Source organism: Serratia proteamaculans (assembly GCF_004684015.1).
Taxonomy (GTDB): domain Bacteria; phylum Pseudomonadota; class Gammaproteobacteria; order Enterobacterales; family Enterobacteriaceae; genus Serratia; species Serratia proteamaculans_F.
The window spans coordinates 24,826-42,073 of record NZ_SRIA01000006.1 but is presented as its reverse complement, the minus strand read 5'-3'; the positions used below and the strand labels follow the sequence as shown (position 1 = coordinate 42,073).

Genomic DNA, 17,248 nt, shown 5'->3' with positions numbered 1-17,248 from the left:
TAACCTTTGTTTCAGCGGAACATAGCACGGTCAATCCACCCGCTGGCAAGCGATTATTGTTCCAGCAGAAAACATGGAACATCTCTTGCTTGTGTTTGAGGCAGACGCTGACCTCAAACAAGGGCCAAGAAATGATTAACAGCAACACCGCGCCATTGGGCATGGCCGTCACGCCGCACCACCTCGCCAGCGAAAGCGCACTGGCGATACTGCGTAAAGGCGGCAACGCGATTGAAGCCATGGTCGCCGCCGCCGCCACCATCGCCGTGGTCTACCCACACATGAACGGCCTGGGGGGTGACGGCTTCTGGCTGATCGTGCCGCCGCAGGGCGACCCGGTAGCGATCGACGCCAGCGGCGCAGCCGGATCGCTGGCCACGCTGGATTTTTACGCTGGTGAAAGCCACATTCCCCACCGTGGGCCCAAAGCCGCGCTGACCGTCGCCGGTACCGTCGGTGGCTGGCAGGAAGCACTGGATTACTCCGCTGAATTAGGCGGCGAACAGTTGCCGCTGCCGCGCCTGCTGGCAGATGCGATTCGCTACGCCGCAGACGGCATTCCGGTCACCGCCTCACAAGAGGCCGCCACCCGCAGCAAATATCATGAACTGGCAGATCGGGAGGATTTTGCCCGCACCTACCTACCACACGGCGAAATTCCTCACGCCGGACAGCGTTTCTGTCAGCCACAGTTGGCAGACACCCTGATAGCGTTGGCCGAACAGGGGCTGGACAGCTTCTATCGCGGCCAGTTGGCGCAGAGCATGGCGGCGGATATGGCCAGGCTGGGCATGCCACTCACTGCGCAGGATCTGGCGGATTATCGGCCACGCCGCCGTACGCCGCTGCGGCTGGAGCACCAGAAAGGTGAGATCTTTAACCTGACGCCACCGACTCAGGGTCTGGTGTCGCTGGCGATCCTCGGGTTGACCGACCGCCTGCCGCTTGCCAGCCGTAGCGAAGGCGCGATGGTGCACGGCATTGTCGAGGCCACCAAACTGGCTTTCGGCCTGCGTGACCAATTCATTACCGACCCGCGTCAGATGACCCAGGATCCGCAGGCGTTGCTGACGGCCGAACATCTGGATGCCCTGGCCAAACGTATCGATCCTGAACAGGCCGCCGCCTGGGGGAAAGGCAAAGGGCCAGGCGATACCGTCTGGATGGGCGTGATGGACAGCAGTGGTCTGGCGGTGTCCTTTATCCAAAGCATTTATCATGAATTTGGCAGTGGCGTGGTGCTGCCGCAAAGCGGTGTGCTGTGGCAAAACCGTGGTGCGTCCTTCAGTCTGGATGCCGCACACCTGCTGGCACTGGCGCCGGGGAAACAACCTTTCCACACCCTGAACCCGGCAGCGGCACGCCTGTATGACGGGCGTACCCTGGTGTACGGCTCGATGGGCGGCGACGGCCAGCCGCAAACCCAGGCGGCGGTGTTTGTTCGCCATGTGGTGCAGGGGTTACCGCTACAACAAGCAATCAGCGCGCCGCGCTGGCTGCTCGGCCGCACCTGGGGCGAAAGCTCGGACTCACTAAAACTGGAAGGACGTTTTGGTGAAGAAACCCTGGCCTACCTGCGCCAACGCGGCCACGAGGTGGAACTCTTACCGGATTTCAGTGAGGCGGTCGGCCACGCCGGCGCCATTGTTCGCCATACTAACGGCATGCTCGAAGGCGCTTTTGATCCACGCAGCAACGGCAGCGCCGCCGGCTTCTAACCGCTCTTTCAAGAAGGGGACACTCATGAACCACCCACCTGCTGCCGACTGGGCGGCTTATATCAGCCAGATGGAGAACATACTGGCCCTGGAATTGAATGACGCACGCCGTCAGGAACTGCTGATCCAATTCAACCGCATCGCCGCAATGGCAGAGCCGCTGATGGCCCTGCCGCTCGATCAGCGCCTGGAAACCGCCGGAGTGTATCGAGCATGAATCCGATAAACGCACTGTCGATCGCCGAGATCCGCGCCGCCCTGAAGCAGGGCGCGATTTCCGCCCGCGAGATAGCCCTGCAAACGCTGGATAATATCGACACCCTCAATCCCTCACTGAACGCCTATACCCACGTCACCCGTGAACGCATGCTGACGGAGGCCGATCATCTCGATCGCGCCCGTGCCAAGGGACAAACATTACCCAGCCTGGCAGCCATTCCTTATGCGGTGAAAAATCTGTTCGATGTCACCGGGGAAACCACCCTGGCCGGTGCCAGTCTGTTTTGCGATAACCCGCCCGCCAAACAGGACGCCTGGGTGCTGAACAAACTGGCGGCGCAGGGCGCGCTGCTCTCCGGCATGCTGAATATGGATGCCTATGCCTACGGTTTCACCACCGAAAACAGCCACTACGGTGCAACGCGTAACCCACACGACACCACGCGTATTGCCGGGGGTTCTTCTGGTGGTTCAGCGGCGGCGGTTGCCGCCGGGTTGGTAACATTTTCACTCGGCAGCGATACCAACGGCTCAATACGCGTGCCCTCTTCACTGTGCGGTATCTTCGGGCTGAAGCCGACCTTTGGCCGCCTGTCGCGCAGCGGCAGTCAGCCGTTTGTCGCCAGTCTGGATCATGTCGGCCCCTTTGCCCGGCGGGTGCGCGATCTGGCGGCGGTGTATGACGTGATGCAAGGCACCGATATCGAAGACCGCTTCCAGGCGGAAAAACCGATCACCCAAACCGAGTCGCTGCTGCCGCGTGGCCAGCAGGGGCTGCGTTGTGCGGTGCTGGCCGGTTATTTCCAGCAATGGTGCAATGACGACGCCAAAGCAGCGGTGCAACAGATCGCTCAGGCGCTGGAGGCCATTACCGAAGTCGAATTACCTCAGGCAGAACTGGCGCGTTCGGCGGCGTTTATTCTCACCGCCGCCGAGGGAGGTAACCAGTATCTGCCCCAGTTGCGCAGCCAGCCTGAGCGCTTTGAACCGCTGTCGCGCGAGCGGCTGTTGGCCGGTGCCATGCTGCCCGCCGCCTGGTATCTGCAGGCGCAACGTTTCCGCTCTCATTTTCAGCAGCAGGTACTGCCGCTGTTTGAGCACTGGGACATTCTGATCGCCCCGGCCACGCCATGCGGCGCGACGGTTATTGGTCAGGAAACCATGCGTATCAACGACACCGACCTGCCGATCCGCGCCAGCATGGGCATGCTGACGCAGCCGATCTCTTTTCTCGGCCTGCCGGTGGTGACGGTCCCGCTGAAAACCGCGGCGGGGCTACCGATCGGCCTGCAGCTTATCGCACCGCCATGGCGTGAAGATTTGGCACTGCGAGCCGCCTATGCGCTGGAACAACGCGGTGTAGCCATCTGTGTTTTACCGGGGAAACAGGATTAACTAATGAAGAGTGAATATATCGACAGGCCAGCAGTGCTGGCAGAGGTGAATGCCGCCTTTTATCGTTACGAACAGGCGTTGACTGGCAATGATATTGAAGTTTTGGACGAGCTGTTTTGGCACGATGGGCGCACCGTCCGTTATGGTGCGACGGAGAATTTGTACGGTATCGATCAGATCCGCGACTTCCGCCAACAACGGCCATCAAAAGGGCTGGATCGCGTGCTGGAAAACACCGTCATCACCACCTACGGTGACGATATGGCCGTCGCCAGCACCGAATTCCGCCGCCCCGGCAGCGACAGTGTCGGCCGTCAGATGCAAACCTGGATCAAACTGCCCTGCGGCTGGCGCATCGTCGCCGCGCATGTGAGTTTGATGGCGGAATAATTGCGACTGAACAAAAATCGGACAGCTCGACGCAGCCCGCCGTATAGTAGCCAAAGGTATTATGAAAAAGTTATCTTTGAACCCGAGATACCCGGGCCTAGCGCACCGAGGGGCGCTCCGGCAGCCAAGGCTGCTACGACCCCTTCGGCACGCTCTCCCTAATAACGGGCTTTGTCAGCTGTCTGAGGTATTATTTTTAGCTAACAGGGAAGACCAATGACGAGTGCAACATTGATTAAAATTGATGTACAACTGAAGCTGCGGGTGCAGCAAATTGCAGCAGCGCGCACTGGATAATGCGTGAGGCGATCCGTGAATATGTCGAACGAGAAGAAAAACGCGAAGCGCTGCGCAAAGATGCGTTACAGGCATGGGAAGCCTATCAGGAAAATGGAAAATACCTGTCTTATGCAGATACCAATAATTGGCTTGCAGGTTTGGAAAAAGGTGACGATGCAGAGATCCCGTTTCGCCACCAAAGTGAAGCCGGTTATTGAGGGATTAACTCAACACCAATAGGCCATAAAGTTAACGGTGGAACGGTCCAAATCGCGTTCGCCAATCAGGTAACGGCGCAACGCCTTTACCGCTGAGGATTCTGCCGCGACCCAGGCGTAGAAACTTTTCGCCCCTTCGGCCCGTTCCCACAGCAGGTCGCTACCCAGGCTGTTTTCGGTCAGCGATTGTGACTGCGTACGCGCCGACTCTGGAATATTCACCCGCTGGCGCACCGATTCCACCAGCAAAGTGCCGTGCACCTGCTGATGCCCCACGTCACGCGGCAACCAATACACCTCGGCAAACGGGAAGCGCTCCATATTCAGGCAATCACCCGCCACCGGCACTTCAAAGAATGCCTGCACCCGTGGCGGATTGGCCTGCTGCGCCAGCTGTTCCAAAATCCCCACCGCCGCCGGCAGCGCAGTTTCATCGGCGATCAGCAGTGCCTGTTGCAAGGCGCTCGGCGGTGCCCATTCATAACCGCCACTGTCACCGTCGAAATCGGCATTGGGCGCAACCGCCTGCAGGGTATCGCCCGGTTTGGCATTGGTCGCCCAGGCAGAAGCCGGGCCATTGACGCCATGCAACACAAACTCGACGTCCATCTGATGGAGTTCAGTGCGCAAGGCCCTTAGCGTGTAAGTACGCATCACCGGGCGCTGTTCTTTGGGTATCGCCATATAATGACGATACCAGTCGTCGCTGTTTTCCAGACAGGAAAGTTGGCCATTCTCGGCCGGAAACAACAGTTTGATGCGCTGATCCGGCGCCTCCAGCTTCATGCGGTGGACGTCCGGTCCCTCGAAAACGCAGCGCAGTAAGGAAGGCGATAGGTTTTCTTTTACTTTCAGTGTGATATCAAAAACTCTGTAGCTTGATACGCCGGACATAGCTGTTACTCTCCCGCAGAATTTACCCTGATACGGTGCCGGCACCACAGCCAGCCGCTGATCCCACCCAGTAGGATCGCCATCGTCAGAGCCGCCGCAATCAGCTGCGACTCACCATAAAACCTGGCCACCACCGGCACCATCAGCGCGCTCAGACCATAACCCAACGTGTGGCTGGTGGCGATGGCACCCGACCCTTTGCCGGTAGACAATTTATCGTTCAGCAGCAGCTGGTAACCCGGTGTCGCCATCGCCGCGCCAAAGGAGGCCAAGGCACAACCGGCATAGAACAACGCCAGCGACTGAGCACACATCAGGCCCAGCCCGACCACCATCAATACCGCGGCAAGCAGCAGCAGTTGTGACGCGCTAAAGCGCTGTGGACGTACCACCAGGAACTGTGCCAACAAGGTACAACCCGCCGCGACGCTCAACAGCACCGCCACATGATGGCTGACGCTGGTGGCAGAGTGGCTGAACAAACGGCTTAAATGCGGTGCCAACCCAAGTTGCATCAGGCTGACCGAGGCCGCCAACAATACCGCACACAACAGGTAAGGCGCCATATTGAGACGCAGCCGGTTTTGCTGATGGGCCACCGGCGGCAAAGGCGGATCATTATGCTGACGGCATATCACCAACAAGGCGATTAATGGCGCAATCGCCATCAACCACAACGGAGCCATCGGGTGAATCGACAACGCCAATGCGGCGCACAACGGCCCAAGCAGCCGCCCGCAGCTCAGCCCGGAACTGATGGTCGCCAGCGCCGACATGCGTTGTTCGTAACCGGCACGTTGCAGGGCCCAGGTCTGGCTGGCCGGTACCATACCGGACACCGTCAAACCATAGATAATCCGCGCCACGATCAGGCCGCCCAGCCCCAGCATCGGCGAAAGCCAACCTGCCGCCAACCCCCAAACTGCCAGGGCCAGTAAAGCAAAACTGAACAAATACCCTGCTAATGCCATGGTTACCACAAACTTGCAGCCGCGAATTTCAGACTGCTTGCCCCACCAGGGCGAGCCAACCAGAAACAGCATTGAGCCAAGCGTTAATAGTCCGGCCCAGACGGAAAGCGACAGATGAGTCATGCCAACCAACACCGGCAATGCCACCAGCAGGCCATTTTGCCCGATGCCCAATAACCCGGCGCAAAGCGCCAGCGGCCAGTTGGAAGGAGACGTATTCCCAATTGTCGGCGATTTAGGGGAAGAAGAAATAGGCATCAAACGTAAATTTACCGTTAATAAAATTATAAGGTTATGTTCAATTCATTGAAAAATTGTATCATACGATGATTGATAACAATAAATATTATTGATATAAGAATCATTCTCAATTGATTCAACAGTGAAATGGGATCATGACTATCCAGTTTGAAACCGCGACGACCGACGTGGCTGCACAATGTTTTCTCAACGCATTGATGCGTGAAACCCGGGACTGGCAAATCGTTCCGGCGACCAGCCACCAACAGCATCCGCAACTGCACATTCCACTTTCGCCTTCCCAGGCTATTCGCATCGCTTTACGCCATACTTCCCCCACTCAACATCACCAGTATCTGTTCCCCGCTTATTTGTATCAGCAGGATGACGGTGCCGGCGTTGCGCTGAGCGTGGAACAGCTGGTGACTTTGCTGCTGGAAAAACCGGCGGTGAAAGGCGAACTGTCGGATGAAGTGGTCGCCCGCTTCCGTCAGCGAGTGCTGGAGAGTCATGACAACACCCAGCAGGCGATCAATATTCGTCTGGATTGGCCCGCACTGCGCGACAAGCCGCTGAATTTCGCCCAGGCGGAACAGGGCCTGCTGGTGGGGCACGCCTTCCACCCGGCACCGAAGTCTCATGAGCCATTCAACCATCAGCAGGCGCACCGCTATCTGCCGGATTTTGCCGCCAGCTTCCCGCTGCGTTGGTTTGCCGTTGACAAACGCCAACTGTGCGGCGACAGCCTGAATCTGACGCTGCAGCAGCGTCTGCAACGTTTTGCCGCCGAAAGCGCCCCGCAACTGCTGGCGCATTTTAGCGATGACGTCTGGCTGCTGCCGATGCATCCCTGGCAGGCCGACCATTTGCTGACACAGGGCTGGTGTCAGGATCTGGTGGCCCAGGGCCTGCTGTGCGATCTGGGCGAAGCTGGCGAACGCTGGCTGCCTACCAGTTCTTCGCGCTCGCTGTACAGCGCCAGTAACCGTGACATGATCAAATTCTCCCTTAGCGTGCGCCTGACCAACTCGGTACGCACCCTGTCGGTAAAAGAAGTGAAGCGTGGGATCCGCCTGGCACGTCTGGCGCAAACTCCACGCTGGCAACAGCTGCAGGCGCGCTATCCAACCTTCCGCGTCATGCAGGAAGACGGCTGGGCCGGTCTTCGCTCGGCTGACGGGACAATTCAGGAAGAAAGCCTGATGGCGCTGCGCGATAACCTGCTGTTCGAGCAGCCGCAAAGCCAGACCAACGTGTTGGTGACGCTGACCCAGGCCGCGCCGGACGGTGGCGACAGCCTGCTGGCTGCCGCGGTACGCCGTTTGGCCAGCCGCCTGAATCTGCCGTTGCAACAAGCCGCCCACACCTGGCTGGATGCTTACTGCCAACAGGTGCTGCTGCCGCTGTTCAGTACCGAAGCCGATTACGGGCTGGTGTTGCTGGCTCACCAGCAAAACATTTTGGTAGAGATGCAGCAGGACCTGCCGGTCGGCATGCTGTACCGCGACTGTCAGGGCAGCGGCTTTACCCGTGACGCCGGCCCCTGGCTGGAAGAGATTGGTGAAGCCGACGCGGAAAACCGCTTCAGCGAACAACAGTTGCTGCGTTACTTCCCTTACTACCTGCTGGTGAACTCCAGTTTGGCGGTCACCGCCGCACTGGCCGCGGCCGGTTTCGACAGTGAAGAGGCATTGATGATCCGGGTGCGCGATGCACTGAGCGGCCTGCGCGCCAACGCCAAAAACCCCCTGTGCCTGGACTACGTGCTCGACAGCAGCCACTGGAACTGCAAAGGCAACTTCTTCTGTTACCTGCACGACCATAACGAAAACACCATCGTCGACCCGGCGGTGATTTACTTCGATTTCGTTAACCCGCTGCGCCAGGGGGCCGCCCAATGATGCCGCACGCCAAACTGATGCATGCCGGCAGCGGCTTCCGCTGTGATCGACTGGAACAAGAGTTGCAGTTGGGTCTTGGTCTGGACGGTAGCGCCGTGCTGAACTATCCGGGTTCGTTGCCGCAAGGCTGGCTGGTACAGGCGCTGGACCAATTACTGGTGGCCGCGCCACAGCTCAGCGGTATCACACTGCCCTATGCGCAATGGCGTGAAGAACCGCAGGCGCAGGCGCTGTTCGCATTGGCCAGCGGTGACTATCTGGCACGTGAAACCTTTTATCAGTTACCGCTGTGGCTGATGGCTGAACGCAACCACGCCTCCGGCCAGATGCAGTATGACGCCGAACGCAGCCTGTGGTACCCACAGCGCCCGATGCGTCCCAGCGGTGAGGTGTATCGCCGTTACGACCCACAGTTGAAGAAAACCCTCAGTTTCCGCCTGCCGGAAGTGGAACGCGACGCTGAACAGTTCACCCGCTGGATGAATTCACCGCGCGTTGACGCCTTCTGGGAAATGAGCGGCCCGCTGGAAACCCAGGCCGCCTACCTGCAGCGTCAACTGGACTCCAGCTATTGCTACCCGTTGCTGGGTTGCTTTGACGATCGCCCGTTCGGTTATTTCGAAGTTTATTGGGCACCGGAGGATCGCATTGGCCGCCACTATCGCTGGCAACCCTTCGATCGTGGGCTGCATATGCTGGTGGGTGAAGAAGACTGCCGTGGTGCGCAGTACATCCGCAGTTGGCTACGAGGCCTGACGCATTACCTGTACCTGGATGAGCCACGTACCACGCGTGTGGTCGCCGAACCGCGCGCCGACAATCAACGCCTGTTCCGTCACCTGCCTGCCGCCGGTTATCACACCCTTAAAGAGTTTGACTTCCCACATAAGCGTTCGCGTTTGATCGTGAATCAGCGTGCCGAATTCTTCCAGGAGACCTGCGTATGATGACCCCAGATTACGCCGACTGGCAGCGCGTTAACCGCCAGATGATCGCCAAGATCCTCGCCGAGCTGGAATATGAGCGCGCACTAAAGGCCGAGCCGCACGACGGGCAATGGAGCATTACGCTGGCTGACGCCCACTACCACTTTAACGCCGAGCGCGGTATCTGGGGCTGGTTGCATATCGACCCGACCACGCTAACCTGCTCTCAATCACCTTTAGCCGCCGACCAAACGCTGCGTCAACTGGCGCAGGTGCTGAATATGGACGATGCGCAGGTTGCAGAACATCTGGAAGACCTGTACGCCACACTGCGCGGCGATATGCAGTTACTGTCTGCCCGCCACGGCATGAGTGCACAGGATCTGATCGCGCTGGACGCCGATGCGCTGCAATGCCTGCTGGCCGGACATCCCAAGTTTATCTTTAACAAAGGCCGCCGTGGCTGGGGCCTGACCGCGCTGCAGCAGTATGCCCCGGAATATCAGGGCCAGTTCCGCCTGCACTGGGTGGCGGCCAAGCGTGGCAGCTTCGTCTGGTGTGCTGATGAAGAATATCCACTGACCCAGTTGCTTGATAGCGCCATGGACAGCGCCGAACGCCAGCGCTTCGATCGCCGCTGGCGCGAGCTGAAACTGACCCATGACTGGATCCCGGTGCCCCTGCATCCGTGGCAGTGGCAGCAAAAGATCGCGCTGCACTTCCTGCCGCAGTTGGCCGAAGGGGAACTGGTGGAATTGGGGGAATTTGGTGACAGTTATCTGGCACAGCAATCATTGCGTACCCTGACCAACATCAGCCGCCGCTCCGCCTTCGACATCAAGCTACCGCTGACCATTTACAACACCTCGTGCTATCGCGGTATTCCCGGTAAGTACATCAGTGCCGGGCCGGCCGCCTCCCGCTGGCTGCAGCAGATCTTTAGCGAAGACAGCACGCTGCGTGCCAGCGGCGCCGAGATCCTGGGTGAACCGGCGGCAGGTTATATGACCCACCCAACCTACGCATCCCTGACCAAAGCACCCTATCGCTATCAGGAAATGCTGGGGGTGATCTGGCGTGAGAACCCTTCCTGCTATCTGCAGGAAGGCGAACAGGCCATTTTGATGGCGACGCTGATGGAAACCGACAACCAGGGCCAGCCGCTGATCGCCGCCTATATTGCCCACTCCGGTCTGAGTGCCGAAGCCTGGCTGCAGCAGATGTTCAGCGTGGTGGTCCTGCCGATGTACCACCTGATGTGCCGCTACGGCGTGGCGCTGATCGCCCACGGGCAGAACATCACGCTGGTGATGAAAGACCACGTGCCGCAACACGTGTTGCTTAAAGACTTCCAGGGAGATATGCGCCTGGTGGATAAGGACTTCCCCGAAGCGGCGTCGCTGCCGAAAGTCGTCAAGGACGTCACCGTGCGTCTGTCCGCCGACTACCTGATCCATGACTTGCAAACCGGCCATTTCGTCACCGTGCTGCGCTTTATTTCGCCGCTGATGCAAGCCTGTGGAGTCAGTGAAACCCGTTTCTATCAACTGCTGGCAAAGGTGTTGGAAGGCTATATGGCTCAACATCCGGACATGGCAGAACGCTTTGCTCTGTTTGATCTGTTTAAACCACAAATCATTCGCGTGGTGCTCAACCCGGTGAAACTCACCTATTCGGAGCAGGATGGTGGCAGCCGCATGTTGCCAAACTATCTGCAGGATCTGGATAACCCTCTTTATCTGGTCACCAAGGAGTTTGCCCAATGAATCAGCCCCTGGATTTCATCGGCATTGGCATCGGCCCGTTCAACCTCAGTATTGCCGCACTCGGCAGCGAAGTTACCGGTTTTAACGCGAAGTTCCTCGAGCGCAAACCGCACTTTTCCTGGCACCCCGGCATGATGGTGCCGGATTGTCATATGCAGACCAGTTTCCTCAAGGATCTGGTCAGCGCGGTATCGCCGACCAATCCCTACAGCTTTATTAACTATCTGGTGAAGCGGAAGAAATTTTATCGTTTCCTGACCACCGAACTGCGCACCGTGTCGCGCGAAGAGTTTGCCGACTACCTCGACTGGGCCGCCAATGGCCTGAAGTCGCTCGAGTTCAGCCAGGACATTCAAAGCGTGGATTTTGACGACCAGCAACGCCAATTTGTCGTCACCACCCAGCGCGCCACCTACCGGGCACGCCACGTCTGTCTGGGCATCGGCAAACGCATCAAGCTGCCGGACTGCGTGACCGAACAAAACGACCGCTGCTTCCATGCCAGCGAAATGACATTGCGTAACCCGGATCTCACCGGCAAGCGCGTCACCATCGTCGGTGGCGGCCAGAGTGGTGCCGATCTGTTCCTGAACATCTTCCGCGCCGAGTGGGGCCAGCCGGCGCAGCTGAACTGGATCTCGCGCCGCAACAACTATAACGCCCTGGATGAAGCCGCCTTCGCCAACGAGTATTTCACCCCGGACTACGTTGACAGCTTCTATGGCCTGAACGACAGCGCCAAACAGCGCATGCTGACCGAGCAGAAGATGACCTCCGACGGCATCACCAGCGACTCGCTGTTAGCGATTTACCGTGCGATGTATCACCAGTTTGAAGTGCTGCGCGAAAAGCCCTGGGCACACCTGTTACCCAGCCGCTCGCTGGCGGCAATCCAGGCCGCAGGCAACGGCTGGCAGTTAGTGACTCACCATCATCTCGATCAGGGCAAAGAAACCTTCGATACCGATGTGGTGATCTTCGCTACCGGCTATCAGCAGGATCGCCCGGCGTTCCTTGAACCGCTGGCGGACCGTCTGTTAACCACCGCCGATGACCAGTATCGCGTGGCCCCCGACTTCACCCTCGAGTGGGAAGGCCCCAAGGAAAACTGCCTGTTTGCGGTTAACGCCGGCATGCACAGTCACGGCATCGCCGAACCCCAGCTCAGCCTGATGGCCTGGCGTTCGGCTCGTATTCTCAACCGGGCATTAGGACGCGACCAGTTCGATTTAACGTCCACCCCGGCGGTGATCCAATGGCGTAGCCAGCAACCGGGCACCCCTGCCCGTGCGGCACACTCCATGCTCAATTACACCGAGTTTTAACTACACACCAATGATGGGAAACACTGGAAGATAATGATGAAGCGCAAACACCTCTGGGTATTAAATCCTTGTCTGCTGGCGATGATCGCACCGGCAGCAGCCTGGGCAGAAGAACAAAAAAGCGAAGAACAAATGGTGGTTTCCGCCAGCCGCGCGCACCGTACCGTAGCAGAAATGGCGCAGACCACCTGGGTGATTGAGAGCCAGGAAATTGAGCAACAGGTACAGGGCGGCAAAGAGATCAAGGACATGCTGGCGCAGTTGATCCCAGGGATGGACGTCAGCGGTCAGGGCCGAACCAACTACGGTATGAACCTGCGCGGCCGTTCAATGATGGTGATGATCGACGGCGTGCGTTTGAACTCTTCACGCAGCGACAGCCGCCAGTTGGACTCGATCGACCCGTTTAATATCGACCACATTGAAGTGATCTCCGGTGCCACCTCGCTGTACGGCGGCGGCAGCACCGGCGGGTTGATCAACATCGTCACCAAAAAAGGCCAGAAAGAGCAGCAGGTTGAACTGCAGATCGGCGGTAAAACCGGCTTTGGTGGCCATAACGACCACGACGAGAACGTGGCGGCGGCCGTCAGCGGCGGTAACGATAATGCCTCGGGCCGCCTGTCGGTCTCGTACCAGCGTTACGGCGGCTGGTACGACGGCAAGGGCAATGAAGTCCTGATCGACAATACCCAGACTGGCCTGCAGTATTCCGATCGCCTCGACGTGATGGGTACCGGCACCATTAATATCGACGATCACCAACAGCTGCAACTGACCACTCAGTATTACAAAAGTCAGTCCGATGGTGACCATGGCCTGTTCCTGGGGGAAAACTTCTCCGCGGTGACCGGCAGCGCCAAGGCCTATAACAGCGGCAACCTGAATTCGGATCGTATTCCTGGCACTGAACGTCACCTGATCAACCTGCAGTACTCCAACACCGATTTCCTCGGTCAGGATCTGGTGGCGCAGGTTTATTATCGCGATGAATCGCTGACCTTCTACCCGTTCCCGACGCTGACTAAAGGCCAGGTCACCAGTATCGGTGCCTCACAGCAGAAAACCGATTTTTATGGCGGCAAGCTGACGCTGAACAGCAAACCGATCGACGCGTTGACGCTGACCTACGGTATCGACGCCGAGCATGAAACTTTCAACTCCAACCAGCAGTTCTTCAATCTGGCGAAGGCCCAGCAATCCGGCGGGATGACGCTGGAGAATGCCTATAACACCGGTCGCTATCCGGGTTATACCACCAGCAACCTGGCCACCTTTATGCAGGCCAGTTACGATATCAATCCTATCTTTACCCTGAGCGGCGGTGTGCGTTATCAGTACACCGAAAACAAGATTGATGACTTTGTCGGCTATAACCAACAGCAGGCCATCGCCACCGGCGGCGCGACCTCTGCGGACGCGATCCCAGGCGGGAAAACCGACTACAACAACGCCCTGTTCAACGCCGGCCTGCTGGCGCACCTGACCGAACGCCAACAGACCTGGGTCAACTTCTCGCAAGGCTACGAGATCCCGGATCCGGGCAAATATTACGGCAACGGCACTTATTCGCTGAACAACGGCCACTATCAGTTGAACAAAAGCGTCAACGTCGGCGACTCCAAGCTGGAAGGCATCAAGGTTAACTCCTATGAGCTCGGCTGGCGCTATACCGGTGACAACCTGCGCACGCAGATCGCCGGTTACTACTCGCTGTCTGACAAGAGTATTTCAGTCAACAAAACCGATATGACCATCAACGTCAATTCGGATAAGCGTCGCATCTACGGTGTGGAAGGCGCGGTCGATTACTTCTTCGAAGACAGTGACTGGAGTGCAGGCACCAACTTTAACTTTATTCGCTCCGAGACCAAGGTCAACGGCGAGTGGAAAAAGTTGCTGGTGGACACCGCCAGCCCATCGAAAGTCACCGCTTATGTCGGCTGGGCTCCGGGCGACTGGAACCTGCGTCTGCAGTCACAACAGAGCTTCGACGTCTCGGATGACGGCGACTACACCAAAGCCAACTCCACTCAGGGCCGCAAAATTGATGGTTACAACACCATCGATTTCCTTGGCAGCTATGCCCTGCCGGTGGGTAAACTCAGCTTCAGCGTAGAGAACCTGCTGGACAAGGAATACACCACCGTCTGGGGCCAGCGCGCACCGATCCTTTATAGCCCAACCTATGGCTCACCAGAGCTTTACAGCTATAAAGGCCGTGGCCGCACCTTTGGTCTGAACTACTCCGTACTATTCTGATCCTTCGGGCGGAGGTCACTCCGCCCAATCTCCCTTCCCGCATTGCCGCTTTATATCAGTTGTGTAATAATCCAAAAATATGATCAAGGAGTGATCGTTCATGGACACACATCGGGTAAGACAGTTGGTATGGATCGCCAGCAGCAAAAAAGATCTGCTTTCGCTGCCGGATGAAGTCATTAAATCCGTCGGTTATTCCCTTCATTGCGCGCAGGCCGGATTAATTCCCCCCTGGTGTAAAAGCCCTCAAGGGATTTCAAGGCGCAGGCGTATTGGAAGTCGTAGAAGACCACGATACTAATACCTACCGAGCGGTTTATACCCTACGTTTCGAAGAAGCCGTGTTTGTACTGCACTGCTTTCAGAAGAAATCCAAGACAGGCGTGGCGACGCCAAAAGCGGATATGGAACTCATCAAGTCTCGCCTTAATAGAGCCAAACAGGTTTATGAGGACATGAAAAATGGCAAAGTATGACGAAAATGATTTTGAGCTCGGCTCGGATAACATTTTTGCCGATTTAAATCTGCCTGATGCCGACAATCTGCAACTTAAAGCCGATCTCGCTATCCAGATCATCCATACCATCAAACAATTAGGCCTCAATCAGGCTGAAGCCGGCAAACGTATGAACCTGCCACAGGCACGCGTCTCCGCACTGTACAACGGTAAGTTTTTTAATATGTCGGAAAAAAAGCTGATGGATTGCCTCAACCGCCTCGGCTATGACATTGAAATTATCGTCAGGCCAAGCCAGGATCCCGTTGGTCATCGAACCCTTTCGGTGGCATGAAAATCCAGGGCCACTTCGGCCCTTACTTTGATGACAAACACCCGAAAAACGTGGTGTTTGGGGTAAATCAGAAGACATAATCCTTTGTTTTTATGAGCACTGAGAACTGGTTTTTTAACTGCAAAGCGCTTTGTCAGCAGTCTAAGGGCCGTATCGGCCCTTTCTTCATTTCTTGAACGGGTGCTGCGCTACCCAGTGCTCGGCGATATCCTGCCGCCGGCATACCCAAACCCGATCGTGTTGCTCGATATAGTCCAGAAAACGCTGCAACGCACGGAACTTGCCCGGACGCCCGAGTAAACGGCAATGCATACCGACTGACAGCATCTTCGGCGACTCAGCCCCTTCGGCGTACAGCACGTCAAAGCTGTCTTTCAGATAGGTAAAGAACTGCTCGCCGGTGTTAAATCCCTGCGGCGAGGCAAAGCGCATGTCGTTGGCCTCTAGCGTATAGGGCACGATCAAATGCGGTTTCTTCTCGCCATTGGCGCACTGTACCTCGGTCCAGAACGGCAGATCATCACCGTAATAATCGCTGTCGTACAACAGGCCACCTTGCTCCACCACCAACCGGCGGGTGTTCGGGCTGTCGCGGCCGGTGTACCAGCCGAGCGGTGCCTTGCCGAACAAATCGCGCAGTACGGTGATGGCCTGCTGCATATGCTGCCGTTCGGTCGCTTCGTCCATATGTTGATAGTGGATCCAACGCCAACCGTGGCTGACTACGTCGTAGTCGGCATCTTTGATTGCCTCGACCACCAGCGGGTTGCGCGCCAACGCCATGGCCACACCAAACACCGTCAACGGTAGGCCACGGCGCACAAACTCATCATGGATACGCCAGAAACCGGCGCGCGAACCGTATTCGTACAAGGATTCCATCGACATATGCCGTTCGGGATAGCTGGCCGCGCCGATGATATCGGAAAGAAACTGTTCGGATCCGGCATCACCGTGCAGCACGTTATTTTCCGCCCCTTCCTCGTAGTTGAGCACAAATTGCACGGCGATACGTGCCTGCCCAGGCCAACCGGCGTGCGGTGGGCGGCCACCGTAACCGATCAAATCACGGGGATAGTCTTTATTGAACTGGTACTCAGTCATTGCCGTTTCCCTATTGATTACCCGTTAAAATCAGCAAACATGCCGGACAAAGGTTTCGCCAGCGGAAAATCCAGATCGCCGTGTTTGCTGGTGCTCAGTCCCAGTCCATGTAACGACTCGATCATTTTCACCGCTGCGCTGACGCCGTCGATCACCGGGATCCCCAGTTCCAGCGTCAGCTCACGCGCCAGGTCGGCCATGCCGCCGCAGCCTAGTACAATCGCCCCACTGCCGTCCTGTTGTTTTGCCTGAATACACCGCTCACGCACCTTTTGTTGCGCCAGGCCGCTGCCGTCTTCCAGCGCCAACACCGGCAGGTCGATCGCATGCAGTGCGGCACAATGGCGCTCAAAGCCATATTGATGCAGTAAATGCCGCGCAATCACCAACGTACGCGGCAACGTGGTGACGATGGAAAAACGCGTCGCCACCAGCGTCGCCATATGCATGGCCGCCTCGGCGATGCCAATCACCGGCCTGTTTGCCAGCTCCCGCGCTGCCAGCAACCCCGGATCGCCAAAACAGGCGATGATATGGCCGCTGACGCCCGCCTCCCGCCCCAACTTCACCTGCTGCAAGACGCCAATGGCAGCAATGGCTTCGTCAAAATGTCCTTCTATTGAAGCAGCTCCTTCCTGTGGGCAGACCGCCAGGATCTCGGTTCCCGGCGCGGCGACAGCTCGGGCAGCAGCGCCTATGGTTTCGGTCATCGCCCGGCTGGTATTCGGGTTGATCAGTTGAATTTTCAGCAAAGTAACCCCCCAGCCTGATTAGGCAACAAGCGTTGTGCACCATGTCCGGGCATTTTCCCCCCCCACTGCACTGCACCAATGCGCCGTGTTACCTTC

Annotated in this window: 15 protein-coding genes and 1 pseudogene; 12 read left to right on the top strand and 4 right to left on the bottom strand. The window is 57.6% G+C overall.

The window, feature by feature from the left end; all coding sequences use genetic code 11:
- The first annotated feature begins 131 nt into the window (after window positions 1-131).
- The 5 genes from E5C26_RS04610 (at window position 132) to E5C26_RS04590 (ending at window position 4,219) form a co-directional block, all read left to right on the top strand.
- Window positions 132-1,718, top strand: coding sequence for a gamma-glutamyltransferase family protein (locus E5C26_RS04610; RefSeq protein ID WP_135315257.1), 1,587 nt, complete (start codon window positions 132-134; stop codon window positions 1,716-1,718).
- 25 nt (window positions 1,719-1,743) lie between these two features.
- On the top strand, window positions 1,744-1,935 hold the full coding sequence (gene hpxX, locus E5C26_RS04605) for an oxalurate catabolism protein HpxX (protein WP_135315256.1): 192 nt from the start codon (window positions 1,744-1,746) through the stop codon (window positions 1,933-1,935).
- A complete protein-coding gene (locus E5C26_RS04600; RefSeq protein WP_135315255.1) occupies window positions 1,932-3,332 on the top strand; it encodes an AtzE family amidohydrolase in 1,401 nt (466 codons plus the stop codon). Before hpxX ends, E5C26_RS04600 begins: the two co-directional genes overlap by 4 nt.
- A 3-nt stretch (window positions 3,333-3,335) precedes the next feature.
- On the top strand, window positions 3,336-3,722 hold the full coding sequence (hpxZ, locus tag E5C26_RS04595) for an oxalurate catabolism protein HpxZ (RefSeq protein WP_135315254.1): 387 nt from the start codon (window positions 3,336-3,338) through the stop codon (window positions 3,720-3,722).
- Window positions 3,723-4,018: 296 nt separating this feature from the next.
- Entirely contained in the window at window positions 4,019-4,219 is a 201-nt protein-coding gene (locus E5C26_RS04590) for a CopG family transcriptional regulator (RefSeq protein WP_409513898.1), read from the top strand.
- 9 nt (window positions 4,220-4,228) lie between these two features.
- On the opposite strand, the gene E5C26_RS04585 is transcribed toward E5C26_RS04590, so the two are convergent.
- Together E5C26_RS04585 and E5C26_RS04580 are read right to left on the bottom strand one after the other, a co-directional pair.
- Window positions 4,229-5,113 (bottom strand): siderophore-interacting protein, encoded by an 885-nt coding sequence (locus E5C26_RS04585; RefSeq protein ID WP_135315253.1) that lies wholly within the window; start codon window positions 5,111-5,113, stop codon window positions 4,229-4,231.
- 5 nt (window positions 5,114-5,118) lie between these two features.
- Window positions 5,119-6,342, bottom strand: a complete 1,224-nt coding sequence (locus tag E5C26_RS04580) for an MFS transporter (protein ID WP_135315252.1) — start codon at window positions 6,340-6,342, stop codon at window positions 5,119-5,121.
- A gap of 137 nt (window positions 6,343-6,479) precedes the next feature.
- Between E5C26_RS04580 and E5C26_RS04575 the strand changes: the two genes are divergently transcribed.
- The 7 genes and pseudogenes from E5C26_RS04575 to E5C26_RS04545 all read left to right on the top strand — a co-directional run bounded on the left by E5C26_RS04575 (window position 6,480) and on the right by E5C26_RS04545 (window position 15,296).
- Window positions 6,480-8,225 carry an IucA/IucC family protein gene (locus E5C26_RS04575; RefSeq protein WP_135315251.1) on the top strand — a complete coding sequence of 582 codons (1,746 nt, stop codon included), beginning with the start codon at window positions 6,480-6,482 and terminating at the stop codon, window positions 8,223-8,225.
- A complete protein-coding gene (locus E5C26_RS04570) occupies window positions 8,222-9,172 on the top strand; it encodes a GNAT family N-acetyltransferase (RefSeq protein WP_135315250.1) in 951 nt (316 codons plus the stop codon). Before E5C26_RS04575 ends, E5C26_RS04570 begins: the two co-directional genes overlap by 4 nt.
- Window positions 9,169-10,917, top strand: a complete 1,749-nt coding sequence (iucC, locus tag E5C26_RS04565; RefSeq protein WP_135315249.1) for an IucA/IucC family protein — start codon at window positions 9,169-9,171, stop codon at window positions 10,915-10,917. The genes E5C26_RS04570 and iucC overlap by 4 nt, the downstream gene beginning before the upstream one ends.
- Window positions 10,914-12,242 (top strand): lysine N(6)-hydroxylase/L-ornithine N(5)-oxygenase family protein, encoded by a 1,329-nt coding sequence (locus tag E5C26_RS04560; RefSeq protein ID WP_135315248.1) that lies wholly within the window; start codon window positions 10,914-10,916, stop codon window positions 12,240-12,242. Before iucC ends, E5C26_RS04560 begins: the two co-directional genes overlap by 4 nt.
- Before the next feature lie 36 nt (window positions 12,243-12,278).
- The gene (locus E5C26_RS04555; protein WP_135315275.1) at window positions 12,279-14,504 is read left to right on the top strand and encodes a TonB-dependent siderophore receptor; all 2,226 of its coding nucleotides are present in this window, start codon (window positions 12,279-12,281) and stop codon (window positions 14,502-14,504) included.
- Between the two features lie 100 nt (window positions 14,505-14,604).
- A pseudogene (locus E5C26_RS04550) lies at window positions 14,605-14,980 on the top strand (type II toxin-antitoxin system RelE/ParE family toxin).
- Window positions 14,967-15,296 carry a helix-turn-helix domain-containing protein gene (locus tag E5C26_RS04545; RefSeq protein ID WP_135315247.1) on the top strand — a complete coding sequence of 110 codons (330 nt, stop codon included), beginning with the start codon at window positions 14,967-14,969 and terminating at the stop codon, window positions 15,294-15,296. Before E5C26_RS04550 ends, E5C26_RS04545 begins: the two are co-directional and overlap by 14 nt.
- 165 nt (window positions 15,297-15,461) lie before the next feature.
- Here E5C26_RS04545 and puuE read toward each other — a convergent pair whose 3' ends face one another.
- Together puuE and hpxA are read right to left on the bottom strand one after the other, a co-directional pair.
- Window positions 15,462-16,400 (bottom strand): allantoinase PuuE, encoded by a 939-nt coding sequence (gene puuE, locus E5C26_RS04540; protein ID WP_135315246.1) that lies wholly within the window; start codon window positions 16,398-16,400, stop codon window positions 15,462-15,464.
- Between the two features lie 17 nt (window positions 16,401-16,417).
- On the bottom strand, window positions 16,418-17,149 hold the full coding sequence (gene hpxA, locus E5C26_RS04535) for an allantoin racemase (RefSeq protein WP_260516237.1): 732 nt from the start codon (window positions 17,147-17,149) through the stop codon (window positions 16,418-16,420).
- Between the last annotated feature and the right edge of the window lie 99 nt (window positions 17,150-17,248).